Below are 26809 nucleotides of genomic sequence, written 5' to 3' on the forward strand. Positions count from 1 at the left end.
CTCCCATCGATGAGCTCGACGGTTCGACGGTTTTATAGCTATCTCACCAAACCCAGTTCCTTTGCCTGTTTGCCATAAGTGGCAACAACGCCACGCACATATTCGCTCAATGCATCGCCGGTCATGGCGAAGGGATACAGACCGTGTGCCGCGCGTAGTTGATCGAACGACGGCTCGGCCATCATCCTGTCGAAAGCGGTCACCCATTTGCGATAATCCGCGTCCCCCACTTCCGGTCCCATGTACAGGCCGCGGATGATCGGCCAAGTGACGTCGTAACCTTGTTCGCGCGCGGTGGGCACATTGGCCAGTACGCCGGGCAGACGCTGGTCGCTCATCACGGCCAGCACCCGTATCTTGCCGCCGGCGGCGTACAGTGCCGCTTCCGAGGTATCACCGGAAACCGCCTGCACATGGCCTGCCAGCAAGGCCGTGAACGATTCGCCGCCGCCTTCAAAGGCAACGAAGCGCAAGGACCTCGGATTCATGCCGGCCTGCTTCGCAATGATCGACACCTTCAGCCAGTCCTGGCTGCCGACCGTGCCGCCGGCGCCGATCGAAATCTTGCCGGCATCACGCTTGAGCGCCTTCAGCAGATCGTCCAGCGTCTTGTAGGGCGAATCGCTGCGTACCGCCACCATGCCGTAATCCGTGCCGAGCGCCGCAACCCAGCGTACATCGGCGGCTGAAGCCTTGCCGTATTTGCCTTGTGCAAGGTTGAGCAGAGAACCGCCGGAAAACACCACCAGCGTATCGGCTTCCGCGCGTCGCTGCGACAAGACCGAATTCCAGGCGACCGCGCCGATGCCGCCCGGCAAATAGCTGATATGCAATGCAGGATCGACACGCGTGTCAGCGGCGACTTGCGCCAGCCCCTTGCGCGCCAGCTTGCAGGTCAGGTCCATGCCGCCGCCCGGTTTTGCAGGCACCACGCATTCGGGTGGGCGTGCCAACGCCGATGCCGGCATCGATACCTGCCACGCTATCGATGCCAAGGCCAGCACGATTGTCACTGCGTTTCGCTTTCCCACCATGTCTCCTCAACGCCGCCGTGGAGGCGGTATCGCTGCAATTATCCATCCATCGGCGATCTGCCGCTGACAAAGGCATGCACTTTTGCAATCCGAGCGAAATGCGTATGATGGCATCGCAACGCAGGCGCTGACTTGTTTGTTTTGTCGCACTGCCTTTTGAGCAAGCACCATAACCGTCACAAGCTTTCAAAATGCTTTCAAAAAATTGATAGAAAGTTTTTCGTCAAGCTTTCCAGAAAGCCTCCATTTTTCCAGCCCGAGTACTGCCATGCGAATCCTGTTGGTCGAAGATCATGCCGAACTGTCACGCTGGCTCACCAAGGCGCTGCAGGATGCGCGCCTGTCGGTAGAGTGCGCGATGAACGGCGCCGATGCCGATGCCTTGCTGCATACGCAGGAATACGCACTGGTGATCCTTGACCTGACCCTGCCGAAAATGGATGGCCTGGAAGTGCTCAAGCGCCTGCGCGCGCGTGGCAGCAAGACGCCGGTGCTGGTATTGACTGCCCGTGGCGGCCTCAACGACCGCGTGCAGGGACTCAATCTGGGCGCCGACGACTACCTGCCCAAGCCGTTCGAACTGGCGGAACTGGAAGCACGCGTCAAGGCGCTGCTGCGCCGCTCGCAAGGCAACGAAGCCGTCACATTGACCTGCGGCGCCCTCTCCTTCGATACCGTGTCGCGCATGTTTACCTATGGCGGCGCGCCGCTGGCCTTGACGCCGCGTGAACATGCGGTACTGGAAGTGCTGCTGACGCGCGCCGGACGCGCCGTGTCCAAGGAAAAGCTGTTCGACGACGTCTTTGCGCTCGACGACGAAGCCAACATCGACGCGATCGAAATCTATGTGCACCGGCTACGCAAAAAACTCGAACGCGCCGAGCCGGGACGCGTTGCCATCACCACCCTGCGAGGCCTCGGTTATTTATTGGAAGAAAAGCCGCAATGAACGCAGCATTGCCGGAAGCGCCCCTTGGCAGCCTGCGTTCGCAACTGCTGCGCTGGCTGCTGATCCCGCTTGCGGTGCTGGTGCTGATCGATGCCGTGTCGGTGTACAACAATGCGCTCGAAGCCGCCGACCAGGCCTATGATCGTTCACTCCTCGCCTCCACCCGTGCACTGGCCGAACGGGTGTCGATTGTCAACGGCCGCGTGGTGGCTGATGTGCCTTACGTGGCGCTGGATAGTTTCGAAACCGACACGCTGGGACGCATTTATTACAAGGTCACCGGCGTGAATGGCGAGCATGTCTCCGGCTACGACGATCTGCCGGCCCTGCCGCGCAACGCGGCGCGCTCCGATGCCTATCCGGCATTGGTGTATTTCTATCATGCGACGTATCGCAGCGAACCGGTCCGCATCGCTGCGTTGTACCAGCCGGTGTATGACGATTCCATGCGTGGCATCGCGATGATCCAGGTCGGCGAAACCCTGGAAGGCCGGCACGAGTTGTCGCGCAAGATCCTGATCGATACGCTGGCGCGCCAGGCGGTGCTGGTGCTGGCCGCGGCCGCGCTGGCGTGGGTTGCCGTACGTCTGGTGCTGCGCCCGCTGATGCAGCTGAAAAGTGATGTCGAATCGCGTGCACCGACCGATCTGTCCGATTTCAATGCCGACCTGGTGCACAAGGAAGTGCGCCCGCTGGTCGTTGCCATGAATGGCTACATGGCACGCCTGCAGACCCTGATCGCTGGCCAGCGGCGCTTCATTGCCGACGCCTCGCACCAGTTGCGCACGCCGCTCACCGTGTTGAAAACGCAAGCCGAACTTGCCTTGCGTTCCAACGATCCGAAGGCGATGCGGGAAATCGTCGAGAGCATCGCGCGCACCACCGATTCGACTGTGCATCTTGCCAATCGCCTGCTGACGCTGGCGCGTGCCGAACATGGCGCTGTCGTCGCCGACATGCAGCGGGTGTCGCTGGTCGAAGTCGCTCGTCAGGTCGGACTTGAGCTGGCCCAGCTTGCGGTACGCAAGGATATCGATTTGTCCTTTCATGCCGACGAGGGGGATGTGCAGGTCAATGCCAATCCCTTGCTATTGCATGAATTGGTGTCAAACCTCGTTGACAACGCGATCCGTTACACGCCGCCCGGCGGCAAGGTCATGTTGCGCATTACACAGGATGACGGCGAACCACGGCTGGAGGTTGAAGACAGCGGCCCCGGCATTGTCCAGTCGGAACGGGAGCGTGTATTCGCGCCCTTCTATCGGGCCGCGTCCGCGCAGGAAGCCAACGTGCATGGCAGCGGTCTGGGACTGACCATCGTGCGGGATATTGCCGCGATGCACAAAGCATCGGTACAGTTGGAAGAAGGCACCAGTGGGTTGGGTCTGAAAGCGCAGATCCGTTTCCCACGATAAGACGCAGGTAAGCAAGTGAGCAAAGCCAACTCAGGCGCATAGATTTATTACCACTGTCGTTGCCACGTATCTCACGCTTTCCCGTATACATCAACATACAGCTTATCCACATCAGGTAATTTCACAATCTGGCCTGCAACCGAATACTAAACTTGCCGTCTAACCGGCGTTTGTCTTGACGGTGCTTGCAGGCATGTCCGCACCGGATTTTGTTAAAAGGAATATTCATGGGGCGACCAACACGCTCGATCTACCCCGTTTTGCTTGCTTCGCTGATTCTGGCTGCCTGTGGCGGCGGCAGCGATTCCGGCCAAAGCACCACCTCTTCCAACGCCGCCGCGACGATCTCAGCACAGGAACCCAATGCGCCGCAGGCAACCGGCAATACCGCCACCGATGGTTTCAACTGGTTTAATTTTCGCCGCCGCCAAATCGGGCTGGAAGCGGTGGCACGCAATGCGTTGATCGATGTTGCCGCGCAGGGCCATTCGAATTACCAAAAGACGAATAACATCATTACCCACGATCAGATTGAGGATAGACGCGATTTCACTGGCCGGACCGTGGGAGATCGCCTGGCCGCGGCCCGTTACGGATTCGCGTCGACCAATAGCTATGCCTATGGCGAAGTCATTTCCGCGACCTCGGACCCTTCCGGCTTCAATGCCGCGGAAGACTTGATTGCCGCGATTTACCACCGCTTCGTGATCCTGGAACCGATGTTCAAGGAAGCCGGCGCCGGTTCGGCTACCGTCGCGGGTGGGCTGACCTATTTCACCACCAATTTTGCCGCCAATGGCCTCGACCGCGGCTTGCCGCGCGGGTCTGTGGTGGTGTATCCGGCGCCGTCGCAGTCGCGGGTGCCGCGCAATTTCTTTAGCGACAACGAATCGCCGGATCCGGTCCCAAATCGCAATGAAGTCGGCTATCCGATCAGCGTGCATGCCAATATCACGGCGACCGTGTCCGTGCAAAGCTTCACCATCCGTCCGCGCGGCAGCAATGCCAATCTGACCGTACGCCCACTGACTTCCGGCTCGGATACGCAAACGCCGTCATCCGCCGCGGCCATCGTCCCGCTCGACCCCCTGGCGGCCGGTACCACCTACGATGTGCAGTTTATCGGCAAGGTGGATAACATTGACGTCAACCGCTCATGGTCTTTTACAACACAGTAAGTGTTTGACAAGGCGACGGCATGCCGCCGTCGCACAAATTCTGCTATCGTCTTTCCTGATATCAACGGGAAAGACAGGCAGACCGCATTCCGTTGCTTACCGGGGAGGCAGACCATGCCGATGATAATAAGCGGACGGCGGGATGACGGCAAAACCGACAACACATAGCCATAGCGCCACGGAAGACATCGAACTGCTGCAAGCGGCTTTCGAAGCGACGGGAACCGGAATTTGTTTCCTGGATCCCGGTGGCATATTTCTGCGCGCCAATCAGGCCTTTTGCCGGATGCTGGGTTATGCGTCCGACGAAATCACCGGTCGCCACTGGACAATGGTTGCGCCGCCCGACATCGCGGCATTCGGCGATCACTTCCTTGCTGAATTATTTGCCGCATCGTCACGCTTGCCGAATGAATGGCAAATGCGCCGCAAGGACGGCTCGCTGCTGACCACCATTGTCAGTTTCCAGGTAATGACCCTTTCCGATGGCGCGCGCCGTCTGGTCATTACCTTTACCGATATCGAACAGCGCAAGGCCGCCGAAGAAACCGTACTGCGCCGCTCCCAGGACCGGTATCGCGATGTTGTCGAGAATGTCAGCGAAGCGATTGTCGTCGTGCAGGGCGATCGTTTGATTTATGCCAATCCTCGTGCCGCCGAGCTGTCGGGCTTTGCACCGGAAGAATTGCTGAAGCAGCCATTCACCGCCTTGATCCATCCTGAAGATGTTGGCAACGTGATGCGGCATTACCAGCGCCGCTTGGACGGCGAGGTGGCCGTTTCGCGCTATATCCTGTTTCGTGCGGTGCGCCGCGACGGCAGCATCGCGTGGGTCGAATCCAGCGCCGTGCGCATCGACTGGGAAGGGCAGCCCGCCATCCTCGCTTTCCTGCCCGATCAGAGCGACCGGCGCCGGCAACAGGACGCGCTTTGCTTCATCACCGACATCACCGAACGCAAGATGCTCGAGGACCGCCTCAAGCAAACCCTTGATGAGCGCGAAACCATCCTGGAAAACTCCATTGTCGGCATGGTGTTCCTGAATCAGGCAGGGCGGGTGAACTGGGCCAACGATGCGATGTTCCAGATGTTCCGGGTGAACGCGGTCGATCCCATCGGCAAGTCGCTGGAACTGCATTATCCCTCCCGCGAGGAATACCTGAAGACTGGTGCGGCGGTCGCCGCTGCGGTCAGCCGTGGCGAATCGTACGAAACCGAGCTGCGCATGCGGCGTGGAGATGGAACGTTGTTCTGGGCCTATCTGTCCGGGCGCGCGGTCAACCGGCACGACCTGTCGCGCGGCACCGTATGGGTGGTCATGGATATCACCGGACGCCGTCATCTCGAAGAAGCGCTCAACAAGTCGGAAGAACATTACCGTCAGGTCGTCAACAACGTCACGGAATGTATTTTTGTCGTGCAGGACGGGCATTTCGTGTTTGCCAATCCGCGCCTGACCGAAATCACCGGCTACAGTCCCGAAGAGTTGTTCGTCATGCCATTCACCAGTGCCGTCCATCCCGACGACCGCAGCCTGGTGACCGATCACCATATGCGCCGCCTGCGAGGTGATGCAGTCCAACAGTATTACCATTTCCGTGTTGTCAATCCAGTCCATCAAAAGATCATCTGGGTCGAACTGTCGGCGGTGATGATCGAGTGGGAAGGGCGACCGGCAACGCTGTCCTTCATGACCGACATCACCGAGCGCCGGCGTCTTGAAGAAAGCCTGCAGCAGAGCGTGGCTGAGCGCATCCGCCTTGAAACCCTGCAGATCCAGGGCGAGCTGAAGGAAGCCGAACTCGCGCGCCGGCACGCCGAGGAAACCACCAGGGCCAAGTCCATCTTTCTGGCCAACATGAGCCATGAAATCCGCACGCCGATGAACGCCGTCATCGGCATGGCCCATCTTGCGCTGCGCACCGAACTCGATACCAAGCAGCGCGACTACATTGAAAAGATCCGTACCGCAGGGCTGTCGCTGCTCGGCATCATCAATGACATCCTCGACCTGTCAAAGATCGAAGCCGGCAAGCTCGATGTCGAGCATGTCAGCTTTCATCTCGACGATGTGCTCGGCAATCTCTCCGCCGTGACCGGTGCCAAAGCGCATGAAAAACGGCTTGAGTATCTATTCGCGTTTCCGCTCGACGTGCCGCGCCATCTGGTCGGCGATCCACTGCGGCTGGGGCAGGTGTTGATCAACCTGATCAATAACGCGATTAAATTCACCGATCACGGCGAAATTCATGTCTCCTGCGAGGTGCTGGAAACCGGCACCGACCGGATACAGCTGCAATTCACGGTGCGCGACACTGGCATCGGCATGACGCCCGAGCAGACCGCCAGATTGTTCCGCGCCTTCAGCCAGGCCGATGAATCGACCACCCGCAAATATGGCGGCACCGGGCTCGGGCTATCAATTTCGAAACACCTGGTGGAATTGATGAACGGCACCATCTCGCTCGACAGCGAACTCGGCGCCGGCACCAGCGTCCGCTTTACCGGCTGGTTCGGCCTGACCGACTTGCCCGAACGACGCACCACCGTCCCCAATGCGCTGAACGGCGTGCGCGTCCTGCTGGTCGACGACAACGTACATGCGCGCAAGGTGCTGGCCGACACGCTGGGCATGCTGCCGGTGCGCATCGATCTCGCCAGCAGTGCCGGCCAGGCACTGGACATGATTCACACGGCGGACGGCAACGCGCCGTATGCGGCCGTATTTACGGATCTTGAGATGCCCGGCATGGATGGCATCGCACTCATCGATGCCGTCAGGGATGACGATGTGCTGACCGGCGTACCGCGCCTTGTCCTGCTGGCCGCGCATGGCAGTGAGGAAGCACGTGAACGTATCGGCCGTGCACGCGCCGATGTCGTGCTCGCCAAGCCAGTCAATGCGTCGGTGCTGGTCGATACGCTGGTCAACCTGTTCGCTCCGAAATCGGCATTGACGCAGGATCGTCCGGGTGAAGCGACGCCACGGTTTGCGGACCTGCGTGTCTTGCTGGTCGAAGATAACGACATCAACCAGCAGATTGCGACCGAATTGCTGGAGGCTGCCGGCATCGAAGTCGACATTGCCGCTAACGGACGCATTGCCTTGGACAAGCTGCTAGCAGCGGATGCCGATTGCTACGGCTTGGTGCTGATGGATGTGCAGATGCCGGAAATGGATGGCCATGAAGCGACGCGCCTGCTCCGCGCCGATGGGCGGTTCGCTGGTCTGCCGATCATTGCGATGACCGCGCACGCGCTGGTTGAAGAACGCCAGCGCTGCTTTGCTGCCGGCATGAACGACCATCTCGCCAAGCCCGTCGATCCTGCCGAGTTCTACCGCACCATCCGGCGCTGGTGTCCGCGGTACGCCAGGCCAGACATCCCGGTTGCAGTGACCGAAGCGGACAGCGGCCTGCCCGAACAGGAGCCCGAACTGGTTATCGATGGCATCGATGTGCAGGATGGATTGTCCCGTACCATGGGTAGCCGTTCCTTCTATCTGCAGATGCTGGGACGCTTCCGCGAAGGACAGCGCGAGTCCGCCGAATCCATCGCCGAGGCACTTGAGCATGACCGCATCGCCGCCGAGCGGCTCGCCCACACGCTCAAGGGTGTCGCCGGCCTGCTGGGCGCACGCAAGCTGCAGCGCCTGTGCGGCCAGATTGAACAAGACATCCATCGCGGTCTCGTGCGCGAACAATTGCAGCCGATGTTGGACGACCTGAACATGACGCTGCGTGGCTTGCACGCAGCGATCGATAAAGTCTTGCCGCGCCAAGCGCCGCCCGCCGCCACGCTGGTTCCCGCTTCTGTGGACCGCGACGCCATGCAATCGACCATTTTCCGGTTCGCACAATTGCTGCGCGGTTCCGATGCCGACGCTACCGAACTGCTCGAGCAGGCCTCGGGATTGCTGGCTACCGCGCTTGGCACCGATGCGCTGGAACGCATCAACAAGGCAATGCGCCAGTATGAATTCGACGATGCACTCGCCGCATTGGGCGAGAGTGCGCGGGCGGCAGGCTACCAGATTGAAAATACAGAAGGCATGGCATGACGCATCCGACGCATTCAGCACATTCGATGCATAGCACGCAATCGTCCGGCGTCGTGCAAAAGCCGACCATCCTGCTGGTCGATGATTCGCCCGACAACATCGCTTTGTTATCGGCCTTGCTGAAGGAGCAGTACAAGATCAGGATCGCGACCAACGGCATCAAGGCCTTGCAGATTGCCGCCGCCGATCCGCTGCCCGACCTGCTCCTGCTCGACGTCGTGATGCCGGAGATGGACGGCTATGAAACCTGCCGCCGGCTCAAGGCAGATGCACGCACCGCCGATATTCCAGTTATTTTCCTGACCGCCAGGGTACGGCCGGAAGACGAGGAAATGGGGTTGGGGCTCGGGGCTGCCGATTACATCACCAAGCCGATCAGCCCACCGATCGTGATGGCGCGCGTCGCCACCCAACTGCAACTGAAGAACGCGCGACAGCAGCTGAAAAACCAGAACGACCTCCTCGAGCAAATGGTCGGCTTACGCACTCGCGAACTCGTGAAGATGCAGGATGCGACCATCATGGCCATGGCCTCGCTCGCCGAGACCCGCGACAACGAGACTGGCAACCATATTCGCCGCACCCAAGCCTATGTCGAAGCACTGGCGCGTAAGCTACAGACGCATCCGCGTTTTTCCGCTCTGCTGACCGACGCCAATATTGAACTGTTGTTCAAGTCTGCTCCCTTGCATGACATCGGCAAGGTCGGCGTACCGGATCGCATCCTGCTCAAGCCCGGCCGCCTTGATGCCGAAGAGTTCGAGATCATGAAGCTGCATACAGTCTACGGCCGCGATGCCATCCTGTCGGTGGAGCGACAGCTCGGCGGCAGTAACGACTTTCTTACCTTTGCGCGTGAAATTGCGTATTCGCACCAGGAAAAGTGGGATGGCTCAGGCTATCCCGAAGGATTGTCGGGCGATGACATTCCAACCTCGGCACGGCTGATGGCAGTCGCCGATGTCTATGATGCCCTGATCACACGGCGGGTCTACAAGCCTGCGTTCAGCCACGACAAAGCGATGCACATTATGCGTGAAGGGCGGGGCAAGCATTTCGACCCCGATATCCTCGATGCCTTTATTGAGATCGAAGAACAGGTTCGCGCCATCGCCACCCAATACCGTGACGATGTTACAGACGACAACGCCGTTGCTTGAAGCACTACCGCGCAAGCCCTGCCTTACCCACATTTCCTGTGGCTAATCCTGTGGATAAAGCATGCCAGAATTGGCTATCCATCTGATTCTTCAGGGAATTTTCCCTATGATGAAAATCACCGCAACTGCGAACATCTGACGCCCGGGATAGTCCATACCTCCATATGGATGAAAGGAGAACGCCATGGCAGCAGTGAAATACACCAAGGCAGACTGGGTTGCACAAGCGGATATTCAGGAACTGGCCGATGGCCGGTATCAAGGAGTGGTTCTGGTCAGTCGGGAACACGGCAAAGATTCGGAGGATGCGCGTCACACGGTGGAAGCGCCGTCTGACAGTCCTGAGCAGGCACTGGAACAAGCCACAGCCCTCGCGCATCGGCTGCTGGCCGATGTAGCAGCGTAATTTGCCTCGCAACAGATAGATGAGGCATATCGACGCGGTCTTCCGCGCGTTGCAAAGATCGCCGTTTCGCCGGCGATTCCACCTTAAGCCCGAGGAACGTACCTACCTGGGAAACCAGGGCGTCGATGAAGTCATGCGGCATGCCCGCGACTTCATCGACACGCGCCTGGCGCCAGCCAACCCGGAAAACGACGGAAAGCAAACGCCGTTTCGCGGCCACCCGGTATTTGTCGCGCAGCATGCGACGGCAACGTGTTGTCGCGCCTGCCTGGCAAAATGGCATGGCATCGCTGCCGGCAGGGTGTTGGGCGAAGCGGAACGCCGGCATGTCATTTCGGTACTTGAGCGTTGGTTGCGTATTGAAGCGGCTCGCGCACCGCGCGCATCGGCGCAATCGGCTTTCGACTTCCCCACAAATGCCGTGGACAATCCTGTGGACAACCAAGGATGAGCTTAGCTAAGCCAATGATTCACAAGGGAAACTTTCCTTTGATCAAAATCAAGGCAGCGGGAATGCCTCTTGCATCGCCCGGCAGGTAGACAACCAGAGGAGCACAACATGGAAATCATCATTGCACTTAACTATATGGTTTTGATTGCCGCGACCTATGCGGTGCGGCGATCCTTGAAGCTGCGCGCGGCGCGCATCGAGAAGACCCCGCGTCGTCATCGTCGTTGACGGTCAATTTGTTACTGCAGTGCGGGCATGCGCGGTAAAGTTTCTACCCCTTTTAGGGGGAAGGTTGGCATGGGCGTGCGAAGAACGGGTTTCTGACTGCGTACGGTGTGTGCTTCTTACACAAAAGCTAACACATCGGACGAATCGAGGATAAACCTCAAGGGGCGATTGACAGGTAATTATTTCCCGATGCAGAAACGGCTGAAAATCACGCCCAGCAAATCATCGGACGTGAATTCGCCGGTAATGCTGTTCAGCTTGTCTTGCGCGATGCGCAGTTCCTCGGCCAGCAGGTCGAGCGCCTGATCATTGGTCTGGCCGCCACTGGCGGCCAGTTCGGCTGCGATATCGAGATGATCACGGGCCGCCTTCAAGGCCAGCAAGTGCCGTTCGCGCGCGATGAAGCGTGACTCTGCCGTCTGCTGCCAGCCGGCGACGCGCAGCAATTCCTTGCGCAGCAGATCGATGCCGCTCCGGTCGGTCGCCGACAGGTAGACATGTGTCGCATCGCTCATGCGGTCGACCGCCGGCTTGTGTCCTGACAGGTCGATCTTGTTCCAGACGCGCAGCACCGGGACATTCGGTGGAAAACGGCTGACAATGGTCTCGTCGGCCCGCGTCGGTCCACGGCTCGCATCCAGCAGATGCATGATGACATCCGCCTTGTGCACTTCGCCCCAGGTCCGCTCGATACCGATACGTTCGACTTCATCACCGGCGTCACGGATGCCGGCGGTATCGATGATATTGAGCGGAATGCCTTCCATCTGGATGGTTTCCGTCACCTTGTCCCGGGTAGTGCCGGCAATCGGCGTGACAATCGCCACTTCTGCACCGGCGAGCGCATTCAGCAGGGAGGACTTGCCGACGTTCGGCTGACCGGCCAGCACGACATTCAAGCCATCACGCAGCAGGGCGCCTTGCGAGGCCTGCTGAAAGACTTCCGCCAAGTTGGCCCGAATACGTTCCAGCTGGCCGCGCGCATCCGACTTTTCCAGGAAGTCGATTTCCTCTTCCGGAAAGTCCAGTGTCGCTTCGACCAGCATGCGCAGATGGATGACCTTATCGACCAGCGCATGAATGGTCTTGGAAAACACACCCGACAGCGATTGCGATGCGGATTTTGCCGCCGCTTCGGTCGATGCCTCGATCAGGTCGGCGACCGCTTCGGCCTGGGCCAGGTCCAGTTTGTTGTTCAGGAAAGCGCGGTGCGTGAATTCACCCGGTTGCGCAAGGCGCAGGTCGATCTCCTTGCCGGCTTCCAGGCAGCGCGCCAGCAGCATTTGCATCACCACCGGGCCACCGTGTCCTTGCAATTCCAGCACATCTTCGCCGGTGTACGAATGCGGTGCCTTGAAATAGATGGCGAGACCCTGGTCGATCGCGCTGCCGTCTTCATTGCGAAAAGGCAGGTAGGTCGCATGCCGTGGCTGCAGTGCTTTCGGGCCGCAGACTGCCTGCATGACTGACGTGAGATTTTTGCCGGAAATGCGAACGACGCCGATGCCGCCGCGTCCGGGAGCGGTGGCGATGGCTGCGATGGGGGAGGAGTCGTAGTTCATGGAAACGATTGTAGGTTTGTGTTACCGGCGCGGGCAACAGAAAACGACGGGTGGCAGTGGCGTGGGAAGTTTTTACAACGGCAGTTTAGCGCCACAAGAAAAAAGCCCGCGCAATGCGGGCTTTTTGACAGAGCCTGACAGGGCATTTATGCCGGTTGGCCAGCCTCGATTTTCTTGGTGATTACCCATTGCTGCGCGATCGACAAGATGTTGTTCACCACCCAGTACAGCACCAGGCCGGCCGGGAAGAAGAAGAACATTACCGAGAACACGATAGGCATGAACATCATGACCTTGGCCTGGATCGGATCGGGCGGCGTCGGGTTCAGCTTGGTCTGGATAAACATCGATACCGCCATCAGCACCGGCAGGATGTAGAACGGGTCCGGCGCAGCCAGGTCCTGGATCCAGCCCAGCCACGGCGCGTTGCGCATTTCGACCGATGCCAGCAGCACCCAGTACAGTGCAATGAACACCGGGATCTGCACCACGATCGGCAGGCAGCCGCCGAGCGGGTTGATTTTCTCGGTCCGGTACAGTTCCATCATGGCCTGGTTCATCTTGGCCGGATCGGACTTGAAGCGCTCGCGAATCGATTGCATCTTCGGCGTCACCGTCTTCATCTTGGCCATGCTGCGGTAGCTTGCCGCGGACAGCGGGAAGAAGGCGAGCTTGATCAGCACGGTCAGCGCGATGATGGTCCAGCCCCAGTTGCCCAGGATTTTGTGGATCTGTGTCATCAGCCAGAAAATAGGCTTGGCAATGATGGTCAGCAAGCCGTAGTCCTTCACCAGGTCAAGACCGGGAGCCAGCTTTTCCAAGGTCTCGGTTTCCTGCGGACCCGAGTACAGGCGTGATTCGACAGAAGTCGTGGCACCCGGCGCGACGGTACCTACCGGCAGGATGGTGCCGGTCGAGTACAAGTTGTTGCCAATCTTCTTGGTGTAGATTTCACGTGACATTTTTTCCGGCGGCACGATCGCCGTCACGAAGTAATGCTGGACCAGTGCCACCCAGCCGTTATCCGCTTTTGTTGCGTGCTTGGCTTTGCCTTCTTCGATGTCCTCGAAAGTCATCTTCTGGTACTTGTCAGTGTCGGTATAGACCACCGGACCCGTAAACGTGCTGTAGAAGTGCGACTCGTTTTCCATATTGTTCCCGTCGCGTACCAACTGCAGGTAAAGCGAAGGATTGATCGGCGCACCGCTGTTATTGACGATGTCATGCTTGACGCCGATGGTGTACTCACCGCGCGTGAAGGTGTAGGTTTTGATCAGTTTGACGCCGCCCTGCTCGGATTCGAGCACCAGTTGCACCTGGTTGCCATTGTCCAGCGTACGTGGACCAGGCTTGGCAATGTAAGCGGATTTGTGGTTAGGGAAATCGCCGCCAATCAAGCCGGTCTGGCCGAGATAAGTGTGCTTGCTGCCCGGGTCGAACAACAGCATGTTCTTGTTCGGATCCACCGCGTCTTTATGCTTGAGCAGTTCCAGGCGCTTGATTTCACCGCCCATCGTATCGATATCAACCTTCACCACGTCGGTCGTGATCGTCACGATCTCGCTTTTCGCTGCCGGAGCGCCAGCCGGAACAGCCGCAGCGCCTGGTGCCGCCGACGTGCTGGCTTGTGGCACATCACCCTTGGCTGCCGGCGCATTGCCCGCAGCCGGTTTGGCGACCTCTTGTGTCAGGCCCGGAAAAAACATCGAGGGCTTGCCGTTGTGGCGCATCCAGTTATCCCACAGCAGAAGCAGGGACAACGAGAACACAACCCACAGAACGGTACGTTGGATATCCATAAATATAATCAGTCAGTGTGGTCAGGATTTCAGTGATGGCAACCGCAGGCCTTGGCATCTGGCTCATCGGTTGTTTTCTGCGGCACCGGATCGAAACCGCCCGGATGCCAGGGATGACACTTGCACAAACGTTTTGCCGCCAGCACGCTGCCTTTGCCCGGGCCATACATACGGATCGCCTCGGTCGCGTAGTCGGAACAGCTAGGGTAAAAGCGGCACTTGGGCCCGAGAAAAGGGCTGATGCCGAGCTTGTACGCGCGCAATAGTAGCAGCAAAAGCGTTTTCATTCCCGGGCCTTTAACTTCGATTGCGAAGCCAGCAACTCGGTCAGTTCTGTGCGCAATTGCGCTTTCAGGTTGACGGTGGTAGCGGGTTCGGCTTTGGAGTTCACGGGCCTGGAGAGGCGGACGATGCAGTCGATCGCCGGCAGGTCGGACTGGCGGAACAGTTCGCGCGCTACACGCTTGATAGTGTTGCGGGTCACCGCACGCGGCGCGAAACGTTTAGCTGCGACAATGCCAAGCCGGGCGTGGCTTAGTTGAGTGCTGCGCGCATAAAGGACGAAATGTGCGGTCCGATACACGGGCCGCAAACGAAAAACGGATGAAAAATCATCCGTTTTAACGATTCGCCGATCGCGTGCGTAGCTGTGTGAACGATCTTCGCTCACGTCGGCAGCGTCGGTTGCAGTGCCTGGCTTAGACAGCCAGACGCTTGCGGCCTTTGGCGCGACGTGCGTTCAGCACAGCGCGGCCACCGCGGGTTGCCATACGTGCACGGAAGCCATGGGTGCGCTTGCGGCGTACGACGGAAGGTTGGTAAGTACGTTTCATGTTGGTCTCGCTAATCGGCAAAAATGGGTGGAATCATCACGCGGCCCATTCTTGTTTTGTGCGCTACACACAAAACGCAACAGGCAGTGAACCCGCAATTAGACACTCTTTTCCGCTTCTCTGTCAATCACTTAGGTATGGCGGGAATGGCAAGCCGGCGCGGTTTCGCAGGGATTTTGTGCCATTGTGCAAGGTCTGTTGGCAGAGAAGCGGGAGCGGTAAACCAATTCTGATGCGAACAATACGGGGCAGTCCAGGAAGGGTAATTCAAGCTTTGCCAAGTCCATTCCGCGCGCATTCGGCCTAGGCCGATTTGTGATGAATTGTTTAAAGTTCATGTTACCAAGCCTGAGAAAACTGCATAAAAATTAAAAATATCCTCGGCACGGCATGGTCATTCTGACATGCTGTATATTTCATCAGCACGATGTTGGATGTTTGCTTGCCGCACCTTCCTCAAGCGGAAATTTCTGCGAATGGCAAGCAATTTATTATGTGGGAAAAATGACCCAGCCTGTGGATAACTCTGTTGCCCGGCGTTAGAATAGCTCTCCCGTGTGGATAAACCCGATCGCTGACATATCGATTCTGCGCCCTGCTCAAATCCTGATCGTAGCTATGGGCCGGGCAGCAAGCTGATAGAGGGAGGTATCGTCTGGACCGGGCCAATTTAATTTCCACATAACAAGATATAGAAAAATACATGGAAGATTTCTGGCAAACCTGTTCTGCAATGCTGGAACAGGAGCTTACGCCCCAACAATACAGTGCATGGATTAAACCGTTGGCGCCCATCGATTTTGAAGATGGCCGTCTGCGTATCGCCGCGCCCAATCGCTTCAAGCTCGACTGGGTGAAAACCCAGTTCGCCAGCCGGATCACCACACTTGCATCTGAATACTGGGAAGCGCCGATTGATGTCCAGTTTATTCTGGACCCGCGCGGCAATGCGGTACGTCGCCCGGCTCCGGCGGTTGCCGACGCCTCATCTGGCGGAAATGGCAGCAATAGCCATAACAGTCAGAATGGTCAGAATGGCAGCAACGGCCGCCATGATCAAATGATTGACCAGGGACCAGACCCAATTGAGCGGGCTGACATCCTGATCGAAAACACCGCACGACGCGACCAAAGCAAGATCAATACAGCATTGACCTTCGAAAGTTTCGTGACCGGCAAGGCGAACCAGCTGGCGCGCGCCGCCGCGATCCAGGTGGCCAATAATCCAGGTGTTTCCTATAACCCGTTGTTCCTTTACGGCGGCGTAGGTCTTGGCAAGACCCACTTGATCCATGCGATCGGTAACCAGTTGCTGAACGATAAACCTAACGTACGCATCCGCTACATTCATGCAGAGCAATATGTTCGCGACGTAGTGACTGCTTACCAACGCAAAGGTTTCGACGATTTCAAACGGTATTACCATTCGCTCGACATGCTGCTGATCGACGATATTCAATTCTTCGCCGGCAAGAGCCGGACACAGGAAGAGTTCTTTTACGCGTTTGAAGCGTTGATTGCGGCCAAGAAACAAATCATTATTACCAGCGATACCTATCCGAAGGAAATCACCGGCATGGATGACCGGCTGATTTCACGTTTCGATTCCGGTCTGACGGTCGCCGTCGAACCGCCGGAACTTGAAATGCGTGTCGCCATTCTGCTTAAGAAGGCTGCACAGGAAGGTGCCGTACTGTCCGACGACGTCGCTTTTTTCGTCGCCAAGCACCTGCGCTCCAACGTCCGCGAACTCGAAGGCGCGCTGCGCAAGATCCTCGCTTACTCCCGCTTCCACGGCAAAGATATTACGATCGATGTTGTCAAGGATGCATTGAAAGATCTGCTTTCGGTCCAAAATAGACAGATATCGGTGGAGAACATCCAGAAGACGGTCGCCGACTTTTTCAACATTAAAGTTGCCGACATGTACTCGAAAAAGCGCCCGGCTAATATTGCTCGTCCGCGCCAGATCGCGATGTATCTTGCCAAGGAATTAACGCAGAAAAGCCTCCCCGAAATTGGTGAATTGTTTGGTGGCCGCGACCACACGACGGTGTTGCATGCCGTGCGAAAGATCGCAGCGGATCGTAGCAAGAGCCCGGAAGTCAACCACGAACTCCACGTCCTCGAGCAGACCCTGAAGGGCTAATCCACCACTGCTTACCGGCTTGTGGATAAGTTTCGGCACGGGCTGTCCCGGAATGTCGCTCCGGGGCAAACGACCCCGTCCGGCATTTCTGCATTGATTTGCCGCTCGGTATCCTGGAAAGACAGCGCCACCTCGGCAAAGCAAGCGGTCTACCCTGTAGATTGCCTTGTCGCTGCGGCAACAAAACGCCGTTCTATTTCATTGAAAGGAACCTTTTTCTGTCAAAATAGAGGGTATTTAGAAATGGCTCGATCCGGCTCGCGACCGTCGGTAAGCAACAGGCCTTTTCTCCGATTCACAGCATTGTTTCAACTCACACTACAAGGATAAAAAGCATGCAATTGGTGAAAACCCAACGCGACACGCTTCTCCGGCCGCTGCAGATTGTGAGTGGTATTGTCGAGCGTCGGCACACATTGCCGATTCTGGCCAATATCCTCATTCGCAAGGACGGCGAGAAAGTGTCTTTCCTGTCGACCGACATCGAAGTGCAGATCACCACGCATGCCAATGTTGGCAGCGGCGGCGAAGTCGCAGCGACCACGGTGGCCGCGCGCAAGCTGCTCGATATCCTTCGTGCGCTGCCGGATTCAGGCGATGTTTCCCTATCGCTGGCCAACAAGCGCATGACGGTCCAGTCTGGCAAATCGCGCTTTGCGCTGCAGACGCTGGCCGCCGAAGAATTTCCGACCGTGTCGCAGGCCGAGCACTTCAACGCCAAGGTCACTTTGCCGCAGAAGACGCTCAAGCACTTGTTCAACATGGTGCACTTCGCAATGGCCCAGCAGGATATCCGGTATTACCTCAACGGCCTGTTGCTCGTAGTCGATGGCAAGAATGTGATCGCCGTGGCAACCGACGGTCACCGCCTCGCTTTCTGCCAGGTCGAGACCGAACAGGATTTCCAGCGCCAGGAAGTCATCATTCCGCGCAAGACCATCCTTGAATTGCAGCGCCTGCTGGAAGATATCGACGAGTCGGTAGACCTCGAAATCGCCAACAATCAGGTCAAGCTGACTTTTGCGGATATCGAGCTGATTTCCAAGCTGGTCGAGGGCAAGTTCCCCGACTACACCCGCGTTATCCCAAAGGGCTACAAGAACAACTTCACGATCGATCGTCAGACGCTGCTCCATTCGCTGCAGCGCGCGGCGATCATGACCAGCGATAAGTTCAAGGGTGTCCGCTGCATTATCACCCCGGGTAGCCTGAAGATCAGTTCAACCAACGCCGATCAGGAAGAGGCAGTGGAAGAACTCGAAATCGATTACGGCGGCGACAGTGTCGACATCGGTTTCAACGTCACCTACCTGCTCGACGTACTGAACAACCTCAAAGGCGACAGCGTCAACATCGCGCTTGGAGATGCCAATTCGTCCGCACTGATCACCGTGCCCGAGAATGGCGACTTCAAGTATGTCGTGATGCCGATGCGCATTTGATGTATTGAACAAGAAAGAAGGCAAGGGGGCCGCCGTGGTCAAGGCGCGCCCCTTTGCTGCGTTTTAGAAAGTGCAAAATTTGTAGCTCACGGGCTTCTTCCCCGTGCTTGTTTGGCCGGGGAAGCTTGGGAAGAGGGTGAGGAAGTCGATCTATCGATTTTACGTGCTCAACTTCACCGCCACCAACCCAGGCCTCTTTTTCGTTGTAATGGAGAGGAAGCCCAAAGCCTCTCGCTCTTTAGTCGTAACTCGAATCATCAGAAAGCAGCCATGTCCGCGATTCCTCAAGAAACTCCGCAACCGCAGCAAAGCCAGTACGGCGCATCCTCGATCCAGATCCTCGAAGGGCTCGAAGCAGTGCGCAAGCGTCCCGGCATGTACATCGGTGACACCTCAGATGGCACCGGCCTGCACCACCTGGTATTCGAAGTGCTCGACAACTCGATTGACGAGGCATTGGCTGGCCATTGCTCCGAGATCCACGTCACCATTCATTCCGACAATTCGATCTCGATCACCGACAACGGTCGCGGCATCCCCACCGGCATCAAATGGGACGACAAGCACGACCCCAAGCGCAGTGCGGCCGAGATTGTCATGACCGAACTGCATGCCGGCGGCAAGTTCGACCAGAATTCCTACAAGGTTTCGGGCGGCCTGCATGGCGTCGGCGTGTCGTGCGTCAATGCATTGTCCAAACTGCTCAAGCTGACGATTCGCCGCGATGGCAAGGTCCACACGATGGAATTCGCCAGGGGCATCGTGCAAAACCGCGAACTGGAAAACCATGATGGTGTCCAGACTTCGCCGATCAAGGTCATTGGTGAAACCGACAAGCGCGGCACCGAAGTCCATTTCTGGGCGGACGAAGAAATCTTCACGCACGTCGAGTTCCACTACGACATCCTCGCCAAGCGAATCCGCGAGCTGTCCTTCCTCAATAACGGCGTGCACATCAAACTTACCGATCAGCGCTCCGGCAAGGAAGAAGACTTCGCATTCGAGGGCGGCACCCGTGGCTTTGTTGAATACATCAACAAGAACAAGAGCGTGCTGCATCCGACCGTGTTCCAGGCGACCGGCGAAAAAATGTCCGAGCATGGCACCAACATCAGTGTCGACGTTTCCATGCAATGGAACGATGCGTACAACGAACAGGTGCTCTGCTTCACCAACAACATCCCGCAGCGCGACGGTGGTACCCACCTGACCGGCCTGCGCGCCGCGATGACTCGCGTCATCAACAAGTACATCGAAGAAAACGACTTCGCCAAGAAAGCCAAGGTCGAGATTTCCGGCGACGACATGCGCGAAGGCCTGACCTGCGTGTTGTCGGTCAAAGTACCCGAACCGAAGTTCAGCTCGCAGACCAAGGACAAGCTGGTCTCCAGCGAAGTGCGCGGCCCGGTCGAGGAAATCGTCGCCAAGACGCTGACCGACTACCTGATGGAAAAGCCGAACGACGCCAAAATCATCTGCGGCAAGATCGTCGAAGCCGCACGTGCCCGCGAAGCCGCGCGCAAGGCCCGCGAACTGACCCGCCGCAAAGGCGTGATGGACGGCCTCGGCCTGTCCGCCAAGCTGGCCGACTGCCAGGAAAAAGATCCGGCGCTGTGCGAACTCTACATTGTCGAGGGTGACTCCGCGGGCGGCTCCGCCAAGCAGGGCCGCGACCGTAAGTTCCAGGCGATCCTGCCGCTGCGCGGCAAGGTGCTCAACGTCGAAAAAGCACGCTTCGAAAAAATGCTGTCGTCCGAGCAGATCACCACCCTGATCGCTACCCTCGGCACCAGCATCGGCCCGGACGAATTCAACGTCGAGAAGCTGCGTTACCACCGCATCATCATCATGACCGACGCGGACGTTGACGGCGCCCACATCCGCACGCTACTGCTGACCTTGCTGTATCGCCAGATGCCGCAACTGGTCGAGCGCGGCCACGTCTACATCGCCCAGCCGCCGCTCTACAAGGTCAAGCATGGCCGTGACGAGCGCTACCTGAAGGACGACGTCGAAGAAGCCAGCTACATGATGCAGATCGCCCTCAACGACGCGGCGCTGATCCCGACCGACAATGCATCGCCCATCGTTGGCGACGCCCTGTCCGAGCTGGTCCGCCAGTACAACACCGCCAACGCCATCATCATGCGCCTGTCGCGCGCGGTGGATGACGCGGCGCTGTCAGCGATCATGACCGGCGTCACGCTCAATCTCGATAACGTCGAGAATGCGGAGGCCTCGGCTGCCGCGCTCGGCAAGGCGATCAACGACCCGGCTGTCGAAGTCCTAGTCAAGTCCGACGAACTGTCCGACAAGCACATGCTGCGCATCCAGCGCCGCCACTTCGGCAACCTCAAGATCAGCGTAATCGATGCCGACTTCGTTCATGGCCCGGATTATCAGGTGCTGTCGGCTGCCGCAGCGACCTTCAAGGGCCTGATTGGCCCCGGCGCGATGGTGCGTCGTGGACAAGGCGACAAAGCCAAGGAAATCGCGATCCGCGACTTCCATGAAGCGATGAGCTGGTTGCGTGACGAAGCCGAGCGTGGTGTCTCGAAGCAGCGCTATAAAGGCCTGGGCGAGATGAATCCCGAGCAGTTGTGGGAAACAACGATGGATCCGACTGTGCGACGTTTGCTGAAGGTGCAGATTGAAGACGCGATTGCTGCTGACCAGATTTTCACCACGCTGATGGGTGATGATGTGGAACCGCGTCGGGCGTTCATTGAGTTGAATGCGCTGCAGGCGGGGAATATTGACGTTTGATGTTGTTCTTGTAGGTTCTCAGAGAAGATGAAAATTGTCTCACTGCGGTGAAAACAAATTTTCAAACTTGATGAAGAAATCCTACTATAAGCGTACGGTCGCCACAGTAATTGTGACCGGCCTATCAAGTCAGGCAGATGGCTGTGAAATTGAAAAGGCTAGCGTTGAACCGCTGGCCTTTTTCGTTATGTCGATGAGACCGCGAGGCTTTGCAGGAATCTGCTTCGGGGACAGCTACCGGCCAATAGAGAAAATCACTTGAGCTTCTGCAGTCTGACAGAAGCCGCTTCTTGACAGCTGGCACGGCGCTCGAACGCCGCTCGAACGCCGACGCTTACAGCTTGCTGGGAGAAGAAAACCTGCCCCCTGCGCATTCGGCAAGAAAGCCGCGGTCAGGATGTTGGGGCAGTGGATTGATGATGCACTGAAGCCACAGACTAATTGAGTCTTGCCACGCTTTTTGCCTGTCGTGTCAGTGGCCTCAATCGCAGTGCGCAATTTATGAAGTCTGAAAAAGATGAGCAATGTGTGGTCCGGACCGCAGACAGCGTGGAATATATGCCACACCAATTGGTAAAACCGGGGATGCAGACAGAAAGAAATGGCGCGTCGCCGGGATAGCCCTAGATGAGATATGTATGCGCATACTACGGCCCGCAGCCTTATTGTTCTTGCGCTACAGCAACGTCTTATTGGGGAACTAGAAAGAAGGTGATATCCAACTCCCTCATTTTAAGAGACTAGACGTTATCGAAAGTAAAAATAGTTGACATCTTCTAATATATGCGGCGTTGCGAATTGGAAATCAACTATAATTTTCTCATTGTAAGCGCTACACCTGCAGCGATGTAGGGTCGGAAAGCCACGGATCTCTCTGAGATGGCCGGGTTGCCAAAGTCGATAGGTCGGCAACCAGCCATTTACTTTAAACAGGGAAAAACCATGGCAGCAAAAACTACAGTCAAAGTCGCCACATTAACCGGTGCTGCAAAAGATGATTTCCTTGTCTCAGGTTCCACAGGTCTAACAGAAGAAAACCTGTCCGCAAAATTGGATGTATTGAGCAACGACCCAGGCTCTGCAAAGGTGTATTCATTGTTGCAGAACGGAGCAACAACACTAGCTTCCATTACCCAGTTCCCCGTGATTACGAGCGCGAAGCTCGCAAGCGGCGCGACGGTTTCCATCAATGCCGATGGGACCATTGGCTATAACGCCTCCACGGTGACCACCAATTTGCAAGCCTATGGCGCTGGTGAGGTGTTTACCGATACCTTCGAATACACCATTCGTATGGCAAACGGCGCGCTTAGCACAGCAAAGGCCACAGTGGAAATCGCTGGCGTCAACGATGTGCCTACGCTGGCGTCCATTGCGCCGGTTTCTATTCTGGACACGGCCGAAGCTGATGCAGCAGGCATTGTGGAAGGCAAGCTGGCTGGCACCGACGCCGACCGTACCGCTGTTTTGCGCTACAGTTTTCTGGACGGGAGCCAGGAAAGCACCGATCCCTACGGCACGTTGACACTCGACGCCGTAACAGGGATATATCGCTTTGTTGCCAATGCCAGCAAGGTCGATGCACTGAACGCGGGCGCTACCGCCAAGGCCAGCTTTGAGGTCAAGGTGCAGGATGAGCACGGTGCCGCATCCGCACCCGCAACATTGCAATTTGATCTGATTGGCGTGAATGATATTGCCTCCATTTCCGGTACCGTAAACGGCGGCGTCACCGAAGATGGCATGCTGGCGGCTACCGGCAAGCTGATCGTCATCGATCGCGATACCGGTGAGTCTATTTTCCAGATGCCGACATCTCTGTCCGGGGCCTATGGTGATTTCACCTTCGATGTAGCAACGGGCGAATGGGCTTATTCACTGCGTAATGGCGATGCAAACGTTCAGGCACTCAAAGGAGGTGCTTTGGTTTCGGATACACTCGTCATTACCTCGTTCGACGGCACTGCATCGGAAACAATCAGTGTCGATGTGGCAGGCACCAACGATGCCGCCAAGATTGAAGGCGATATCACCGGTAGCGTATCGGAAGATGGTGATGCAACCGCAAGCGGTGTGCTGACGGTGCAAGACATTGATACCGGCGAGGCCGGTTTCCGTACCCCAGAGAGCTTGGCCGGCCAATATGGCACTTTCTCCATCGATGTCACGACAGGCGAATGGACTTATTCGTTGGCTAACGACAGCGAACAAGTCCAGGCCTTGGCCGGCAATCAGAAAGTGATTGATAAACTCGTCCTCACCTCGATTGATGGTTCAACATCGGAAACGATCCAGGTAAGCGTGACAGGCCTTGATGAGACACCGGCGCAAGGAGGCGGCACGGATTCAGCGCCGGTCAACAAAGTGGAAAGGTACTTGGTCAACCACGGCCGGAACGATAATAACGGAGATAGATATAACTCTATCGAGAACTTCGACTCAAATGATTTCCTGGCTTACACCCCGAACTATAAATTCAAAAACCTCATAGTTACGGACATTGGGAACGATGGCATTTTTGATAGCGTAGCTACATTTGAATTCAAAACGGGCGGGGTTGCTTCTGAAGTCGAAATCGTACTCATCGGATACGCGGGCCTCACTGCATCACAGATTGTAGTCGTCAGCTAAGGGCACACAGAGAAAGGTAGGATTAAAGGCCGCATTGCAGCCTTTTCTTTTACAGCTGGCTGGGTTGGGTAAGGGCGCGGACTATCGTTAGGCAATCGAAAGCGAACCCATTGGTAAGCTGGCCAGCAATGAAGGGCTGGTACGCGAATCGGGTGGTAAAGATAGTTTGCGCCGTGGTCTGATTATCTGTGCTTACCTTCCTCCAGATATTCCTTTATGGCTCGCCCCTCTGCGAAACTCATCAGGCGTAACACCTAGCATTCGGCGAAACATGGTGATGAATGCCGAAGCACTGCTGTAGCCTAGATCGAATGCCACCCGCTCTACGGTCTGGGCGCCTTCAAGCAGCGGCATTGCCTTAACAACCCTGAGCCGCTGCCGCCATTCGACGAAAGACATTCCCAGATCGCGCTGACAGCGGCGTGTCAGCGTGCGTTCGGTCGTGTTTGCTTCGCGTGCAAGCTCGGGAAGGGAGCGCGTATCGCCAGGATGCGCTTCCAGCATTCGCAACACAGGCCCCAGTACCGGATCGTCCGAAGTGGGAAGGTAACTACCGACACAGGCGGCGCTGGCGAGCTGGTCTAATACGACCCGCAAAAGTCTATCCTCTGCTTCTGACCGTTGCTCCTGCGGCGGATGATCTCGAAGATGTTCAAGAACTGCACGCAAAAGAGGGCTGACTGTCAGGGCGCACGCCGTCTTGGGGAGTGCCGAGCAAAGCTCCTCTGCGATATACACCGAACAAAAGGTGGTTTCATACTTGTTCAGTCCCATATGCTCGACGAAGGGCGGAAGCCAGACCGCGTACTGCGGTGGGGCCAGATAGTGGCGGTCCGCAAGTTTTACCTCCATGACGCCGCTGAAGGAATACACCAGTTCCCCCCATACATGATGATGTTGCGGGTTGACCGCCTCAGCGGGAATGCTGGCCGAACGAAAGTAGATTGGCGCAGGAAGGGCTTCGCTGAACGGAGGGCGATACAGATGCTTTACGTGTGTCTTCATTGGGGTGCGCGCTTTTTGAAGCGATCTGCTTAACGTGGCGGGATTAAGGGATCCACTGTCTGATTCTCACTATATCTATATTTACCGCCAAGCGCATACTGTTTCTTCATTACAGGAAGACATCGAAGGAACAATCATGGATGCAAGGAAGGCACTGGACGGACAGGCAATCGGGCTTATGGTGGTGCTTTGCATCGTATGGGGAATGCAGCAAGTGGCGCTCAAGGCAACCGCAAGCGATATAAGCCCCTTGCTGCAGGTATCGATTCGCTCCGGCATCGCCGCGCTTCTTGTCGGACTGATCATGTGTGTAAGGAAAGAAAAGATATCGTTTGTGCAGGGAATGTGGCGACCCGGGCTCGTTGTCGGCATCCTGTTTGCGCTGGAGTATCTCTTCGTCGGTGCTGCGTTACGTTATACGAGCGCCGCGCATACCGCCGTCTTCCTGTACACAGGGCCGATTTTTGCTGCTCTCGGCCTGCATTGGAAATTGCCGGCAGAGCGTCTTGAACCGTGGCAGTGGATCGGTATCGGCGTGGCCTTTATTGGCATTGTCACTGCCTTCCTTGGGCACGGCATGCTGGAATCGTTCTCTCACGTTAGCGACACGATGTGGGGAGATTTGCTGGCGCTTGCTGCAGGTGCGTCCTTGGGTGCAACGAATGTCGTGATCCGCTGTACTAGTCTTTCGCGTGCACCGGCAACCGAGACACTCCTGTATCAACTCCTTGGGGCGTTTGTTCTTCTGTTTATCGCAGCGGCAACGAGCGGGCAGTTGTCCATCAATCCAACCCCACTCGCATTGGGTGGCCTGATATTTCAAACGCTGATTGTGTCGTTTGCGAGTTTTCTTGTATGGTTTTGGTTGTTACGTCATTACGCCGCTTCACGACTCGGCGTGCTGTCATTCATGACACCGATTTTCGGCGTTATTCTCGGGGCCTGGTTGCTCAACGAAGCGATCGAGTCGACATTTTTTGCGGGTGCACTGATGGTGCTCAGCGGGATCGGATTGGTCAGTGGTTACGAATGGTTGGTGGCTGCGGCACGTCGAATGACACCAAAACCTCAGTAAACGCTGAACGCTGAAATGCAGCCCAGCCTCTTACCTTGAGCGTTAGCATCAGATTCTCAACTGTCGAGGTCATCATGCCAGAGCAATCACATCCGGTCGCAGTCGTCGCAGCGGACGTACCACCGCGTGTCAAACCGTCGAACTATCCCGAGCCATTTGCATCGCGCATGTCAGGCCGGGAGAAGCGTGCTCTCGGCGATCTGTTCGGACTCAGCAACTTCGGTGTCAATCTCACCCGCTTGGCTCCCGGTGCGGTTTCCTCGCTTCGTCACGCTCACACCAGGCAGGATGAGTTCCTCTATATTTTGCAGGGCCACCCAATGCTACACATCGACGAAGGAAAAACGCAACTCTCGCCAGGCATGTGTGCGGGCTTCAAAGCAGGCACAGGCAATGGCCACTGCCTGATCAACCAGACGTCTGATGAAGTTGTTTATCTCGAAATCGGCGATCGGACGCCCGGCGATGAAGGCACTTATCCGGACGACGACCTCATGGCATCGCTTGTTGAAGGGAAATGGCAGTTTCAGCATAAGGACGGAACACCGTACTAAGGCTGTTAGCACACTGCGGTCAGCTGCTAGCTTGTCTTTCGCAGCAGGGATATGCTTTTGGGTAGCCAGCCAACTCCAGCTTGGATGGCCCGCATTTTCACTCAATAAGTTT

The 26809-nt window shown here is 57.1% G+C and carries 20 protein-coding genes and 1 riboswitch; of the genes, 13 read left to right on the forward strand and 7 right to left on the reverse strand.

The features are described from left to right. Positions 1–38: 38 nt before the first annotated feature. Entirely contained in the window at positions 39–1034 is a 996-nt protein-coding gene (locus tag ACFQUU_RS09485; RefSeq protein WP_382246048.1) for a Bug family tripartite tricarboxylate transporter substrate binding protein, read from the reverse strand. A 268-nt stretch (positions 1035–1302) separates the two neighbouring features. Between ACFQUU_RS09485 and ACFQUU_RS09490 the strand changes: the two genes are divergently transcribed. From ACFQUU_RS09490 to ACFQUU_RS09520, 7 genes are all read left to right on the forward strand, one after another. Next, entirely contained in the window at positions 1303–1983 is a 681-nt protein-coding gene (locus ACFQUU_RS09490) for a response regulator (RefSeq protein ID WP_382246051.1), read from the forward strand. Then, positions 1980–3398, forward strand: a complete 1419-nt coding sequence (locus ACFQUU_RS09495; protein ID WP_382246053.1) for a sensor histidine kinase — start codon at positions 1980–1982, stop codon at positions 3396–3398. The genes ACFQUU_RS09490 and ACFQUU_RS09495 overlap by 4 nt, the downstream gene beginning before the upstream one ends. 227 nt (positions 3399–3625) lie before the next feature. Beyond that, positions 3626–4576: a CAP domain-containing protein gene (locus ACFQUU_RS09500; protein WP_382246056.1), complete on the forward strand. Its 951-nt coding sequence runs from the start codon at positions 3626–3628 to the stop codon at positions 4574–4576. 142 nt (positions 4577–4718) lie between these two features. Next, positions 4719–8636, forward strand: coding sequence for a PAS domain S-box protein (locus ACFQUU_RS09505; RefSeq protein ID WP_382246059.1), 3918 nt, complete (start codon positions 4719–4721; stop codon positions 8634–8636). A gap of 26 nt (positions 8637–8662) precedes the next feature. Next, entirely contained in the window at positions 8663–9796 is a 1134-nt protein-coding gene (locus ACFQUU_RS09510; protein ID WP_382246062.1) for an HD domain-containing phosphohydrolase, read from the forward strand. Positions 9797–9980: 184 nt separating this feature from the next. Further along, positions 9981–10202, forward strand: a complete 222-nt coding sequence (locus tag ACFQUU_RS09515; protein WP_057288995.1) for a hypothetical protein — start codon at positions 9981–9983, stop codon at positions 10200–10202. A 19-nt stretch (positions 10203–10221) separates the two neighbouring features. Next, the gene (locus tag ACFQUU_RS09520; protein ID WP_382246065.1) at positions 10222–10653 is read left to right on the forward strand and encodes a DUF4186 domain-containing protein; all 432 of its coding nucleotides are present in this window, start codon (positions 10222–10224) and stop codon (positions 10651–10653) included. Positions 10654–11060: 407 nt separating this feature from the next. On the opposite strand, the gene mnmE is transcribed toward ACFQUU_RS09520, so the two are convergent. The 5 genes from mnmE to rpmH all read right to left on the reverse strand — a co-directional run bounded on the left by mnmE (position 11061) and on the right by rpmH (position 15075). Next, on the reverse strand, positions 11061–12443 hold the full coding sequence (gene mnmE, locus ACFQUU_RS09525; protein WP_382246068.1) for a tRNA uridine-5-carboxymethylaminomethyl(34) synthesis GTPase MnmE: 1383 nt from the start codon (positions 12441–12443) through the stop codon (positions 11061–11063). 146 nt (positions 12444–12589) lie between these two features. Then, positions 12590–14242, reverse strand: a complete 1653-nt coding sequence (gene yidC / locus ACFQUU_RS09530) for a membrane protein insertase YidC (protein WP_382246070.1) — start codon at positions 14240–14242, stop codon at positions 12590–12592. Positions 14243–14271: 29 nt separating this feature from the next. Continuing rightward, the gene (gene yidD, locus ACFQUU_RS09535; RefSeq protein WP_382246073.1) at positions 14272–14529 is read right to left on the reverse strand and encodes a membrane protein insertion efficiency factor YidD; all 258 of its coding nucleotides are present in this window, start codon (positions 14527–14529) and stop codon (positions 14272–14274) included. Continuing rightward, the gene (rnpA, locus tag ACFQUU_RS09540) at positions 14526–14912 is read right to left on the reverse strand and encodes a ribonuclease P protein component (protein ID WP_382246076.1); all 387 of its coding nucleotides are present in this window, start codon (positions 14910–14912) and stop codon (positions 14526–14528) included. The genes yidD and rnpA overlap by 4 nt, the downstream gene beginning before the upstream one ends. Before the next feature lie 28 nt (positions 14913–14940). Next, on the reverse strand, positions 14941–15075 hold the full coding sequence (rpmH, locus tag ACFQUU_RS09545) for a 50S ribosomal protein L34 (RefSeq protein ID WP_057289000.1): 135 nt from the start codon (positions 15073–15075) through the stop codon (positions 14941–14943). Between the two features lie 703 nt (positions 15076–15778). Here rpmH and dnaA point away from each other — a divergent pair. The 4 genes from dnaA to ACFQUU_RS09565 all read left to right on the forward strand — a co-directional run bounded on the left by dnaA (position 15779) and on the right by ACFQUU_RS09565 (position 24063). Next, positions 15779–17224, forward strand: a complete 1446-nt coding sequence (gene dnaA, locus ACFQUU_RS09550) for a chromosomal replication initiator protein DnaA (RefSeq protein ID WP_382246079.1) — start codon at positions 15779–15781, stop codon at positions 17222–17224. A 335-nt stretch (positions 17225–17559) separates the two neighbouring features. Further along, complete coding sequence (gene dnaN / locus ACFQUU_RS09555; RefSeq protein WP_382246081.1) at positions 17560–18666, forward strand: DNA polymerase III subunit beta; 1107 nt, start codon at positions 17560–17562, stop codon at positions 18664–18666. Between the two features lie 270 nt (positions 18667–18936). Further along, entirely contained in the window at positions 18937–21432 is a 2496-nt protein-coding gene (gyrB, locus tag ACFQUU_RS09560; protein ID WP_382246084.1) for a DNA topoisomerase (ATP-hydrolyzing) subunit B, read from the forward strand. Between the two features lie 821 nt (positions 21433–22253). Further along, positions 22254–22328, forward strand: a riboswitch (cyclic di-GMP riboswitch). Positions 22329–22374: 46 nt separating this feature from the next. Next, positions 22375–24063 carry a VCBS domain-containing protein gene (locus ACFQUU_RS09565; protein ID WP_382246087.1) on the forward strand — a complete coding sequence of 563 codons (1689 nt, stop codon included), beginning with the start codon at positions 22375–22377 and terminating at the stop codon, positions 24061–24063. 192 nt (positions 24064–24255) lie between these two features. Here ACFQUU_RS09565 and ACFQUU_RS09570 read toward each other — a convergent pair whose 3' ends face one another. Then, positions 24256–25068, reverse strand: a complete 813-nt coding sequence (locus ACFQUU_RS09570; protein ID WP_382246090.1) for a helix-turn-helix domain-containing protein — start codon at positions 25066–25068, stop codon at positions 24256–24258. 136 nt (positions 25069–25204) lie between these two features. Between ACFQUU_RS09570 and ACFQUU_RS09575 the strand changes: the two genes are divergently transcribed. After that, complete coding sequence (locus ACFQUU_RS09575; protein ID WP_382246092.1) at positions 25205–26143, forward strand: DMT family transporter; 939 nt, start codon at positions 25205–25207, stop codon at positions 26141–26143. A gap of 74 nt (positions 26144–26217) precedes the next feature. Then, complete coding sequence (locus tag ACFQUU_RS09580) at positions 26218–26697, forward strand: cupin domain-containing protein (RefSeq protein WP_382246095.1); 480 nt, start codon at positions 26218–26220, stop codon at positions 26695–26697. Positions 26698–26809 lie beyond the last annotated feature (112 nt).

Source organism: Herbaspirillum sp. GCM10030257 (assembly GCF_042666555.1).
Taxonomy (GTDB): Bacteria; Pseudomonadota; Gammaproteobacteria; order Burkholderiales; family Burkholderiaceae_D; genus Noviherbaspirillum.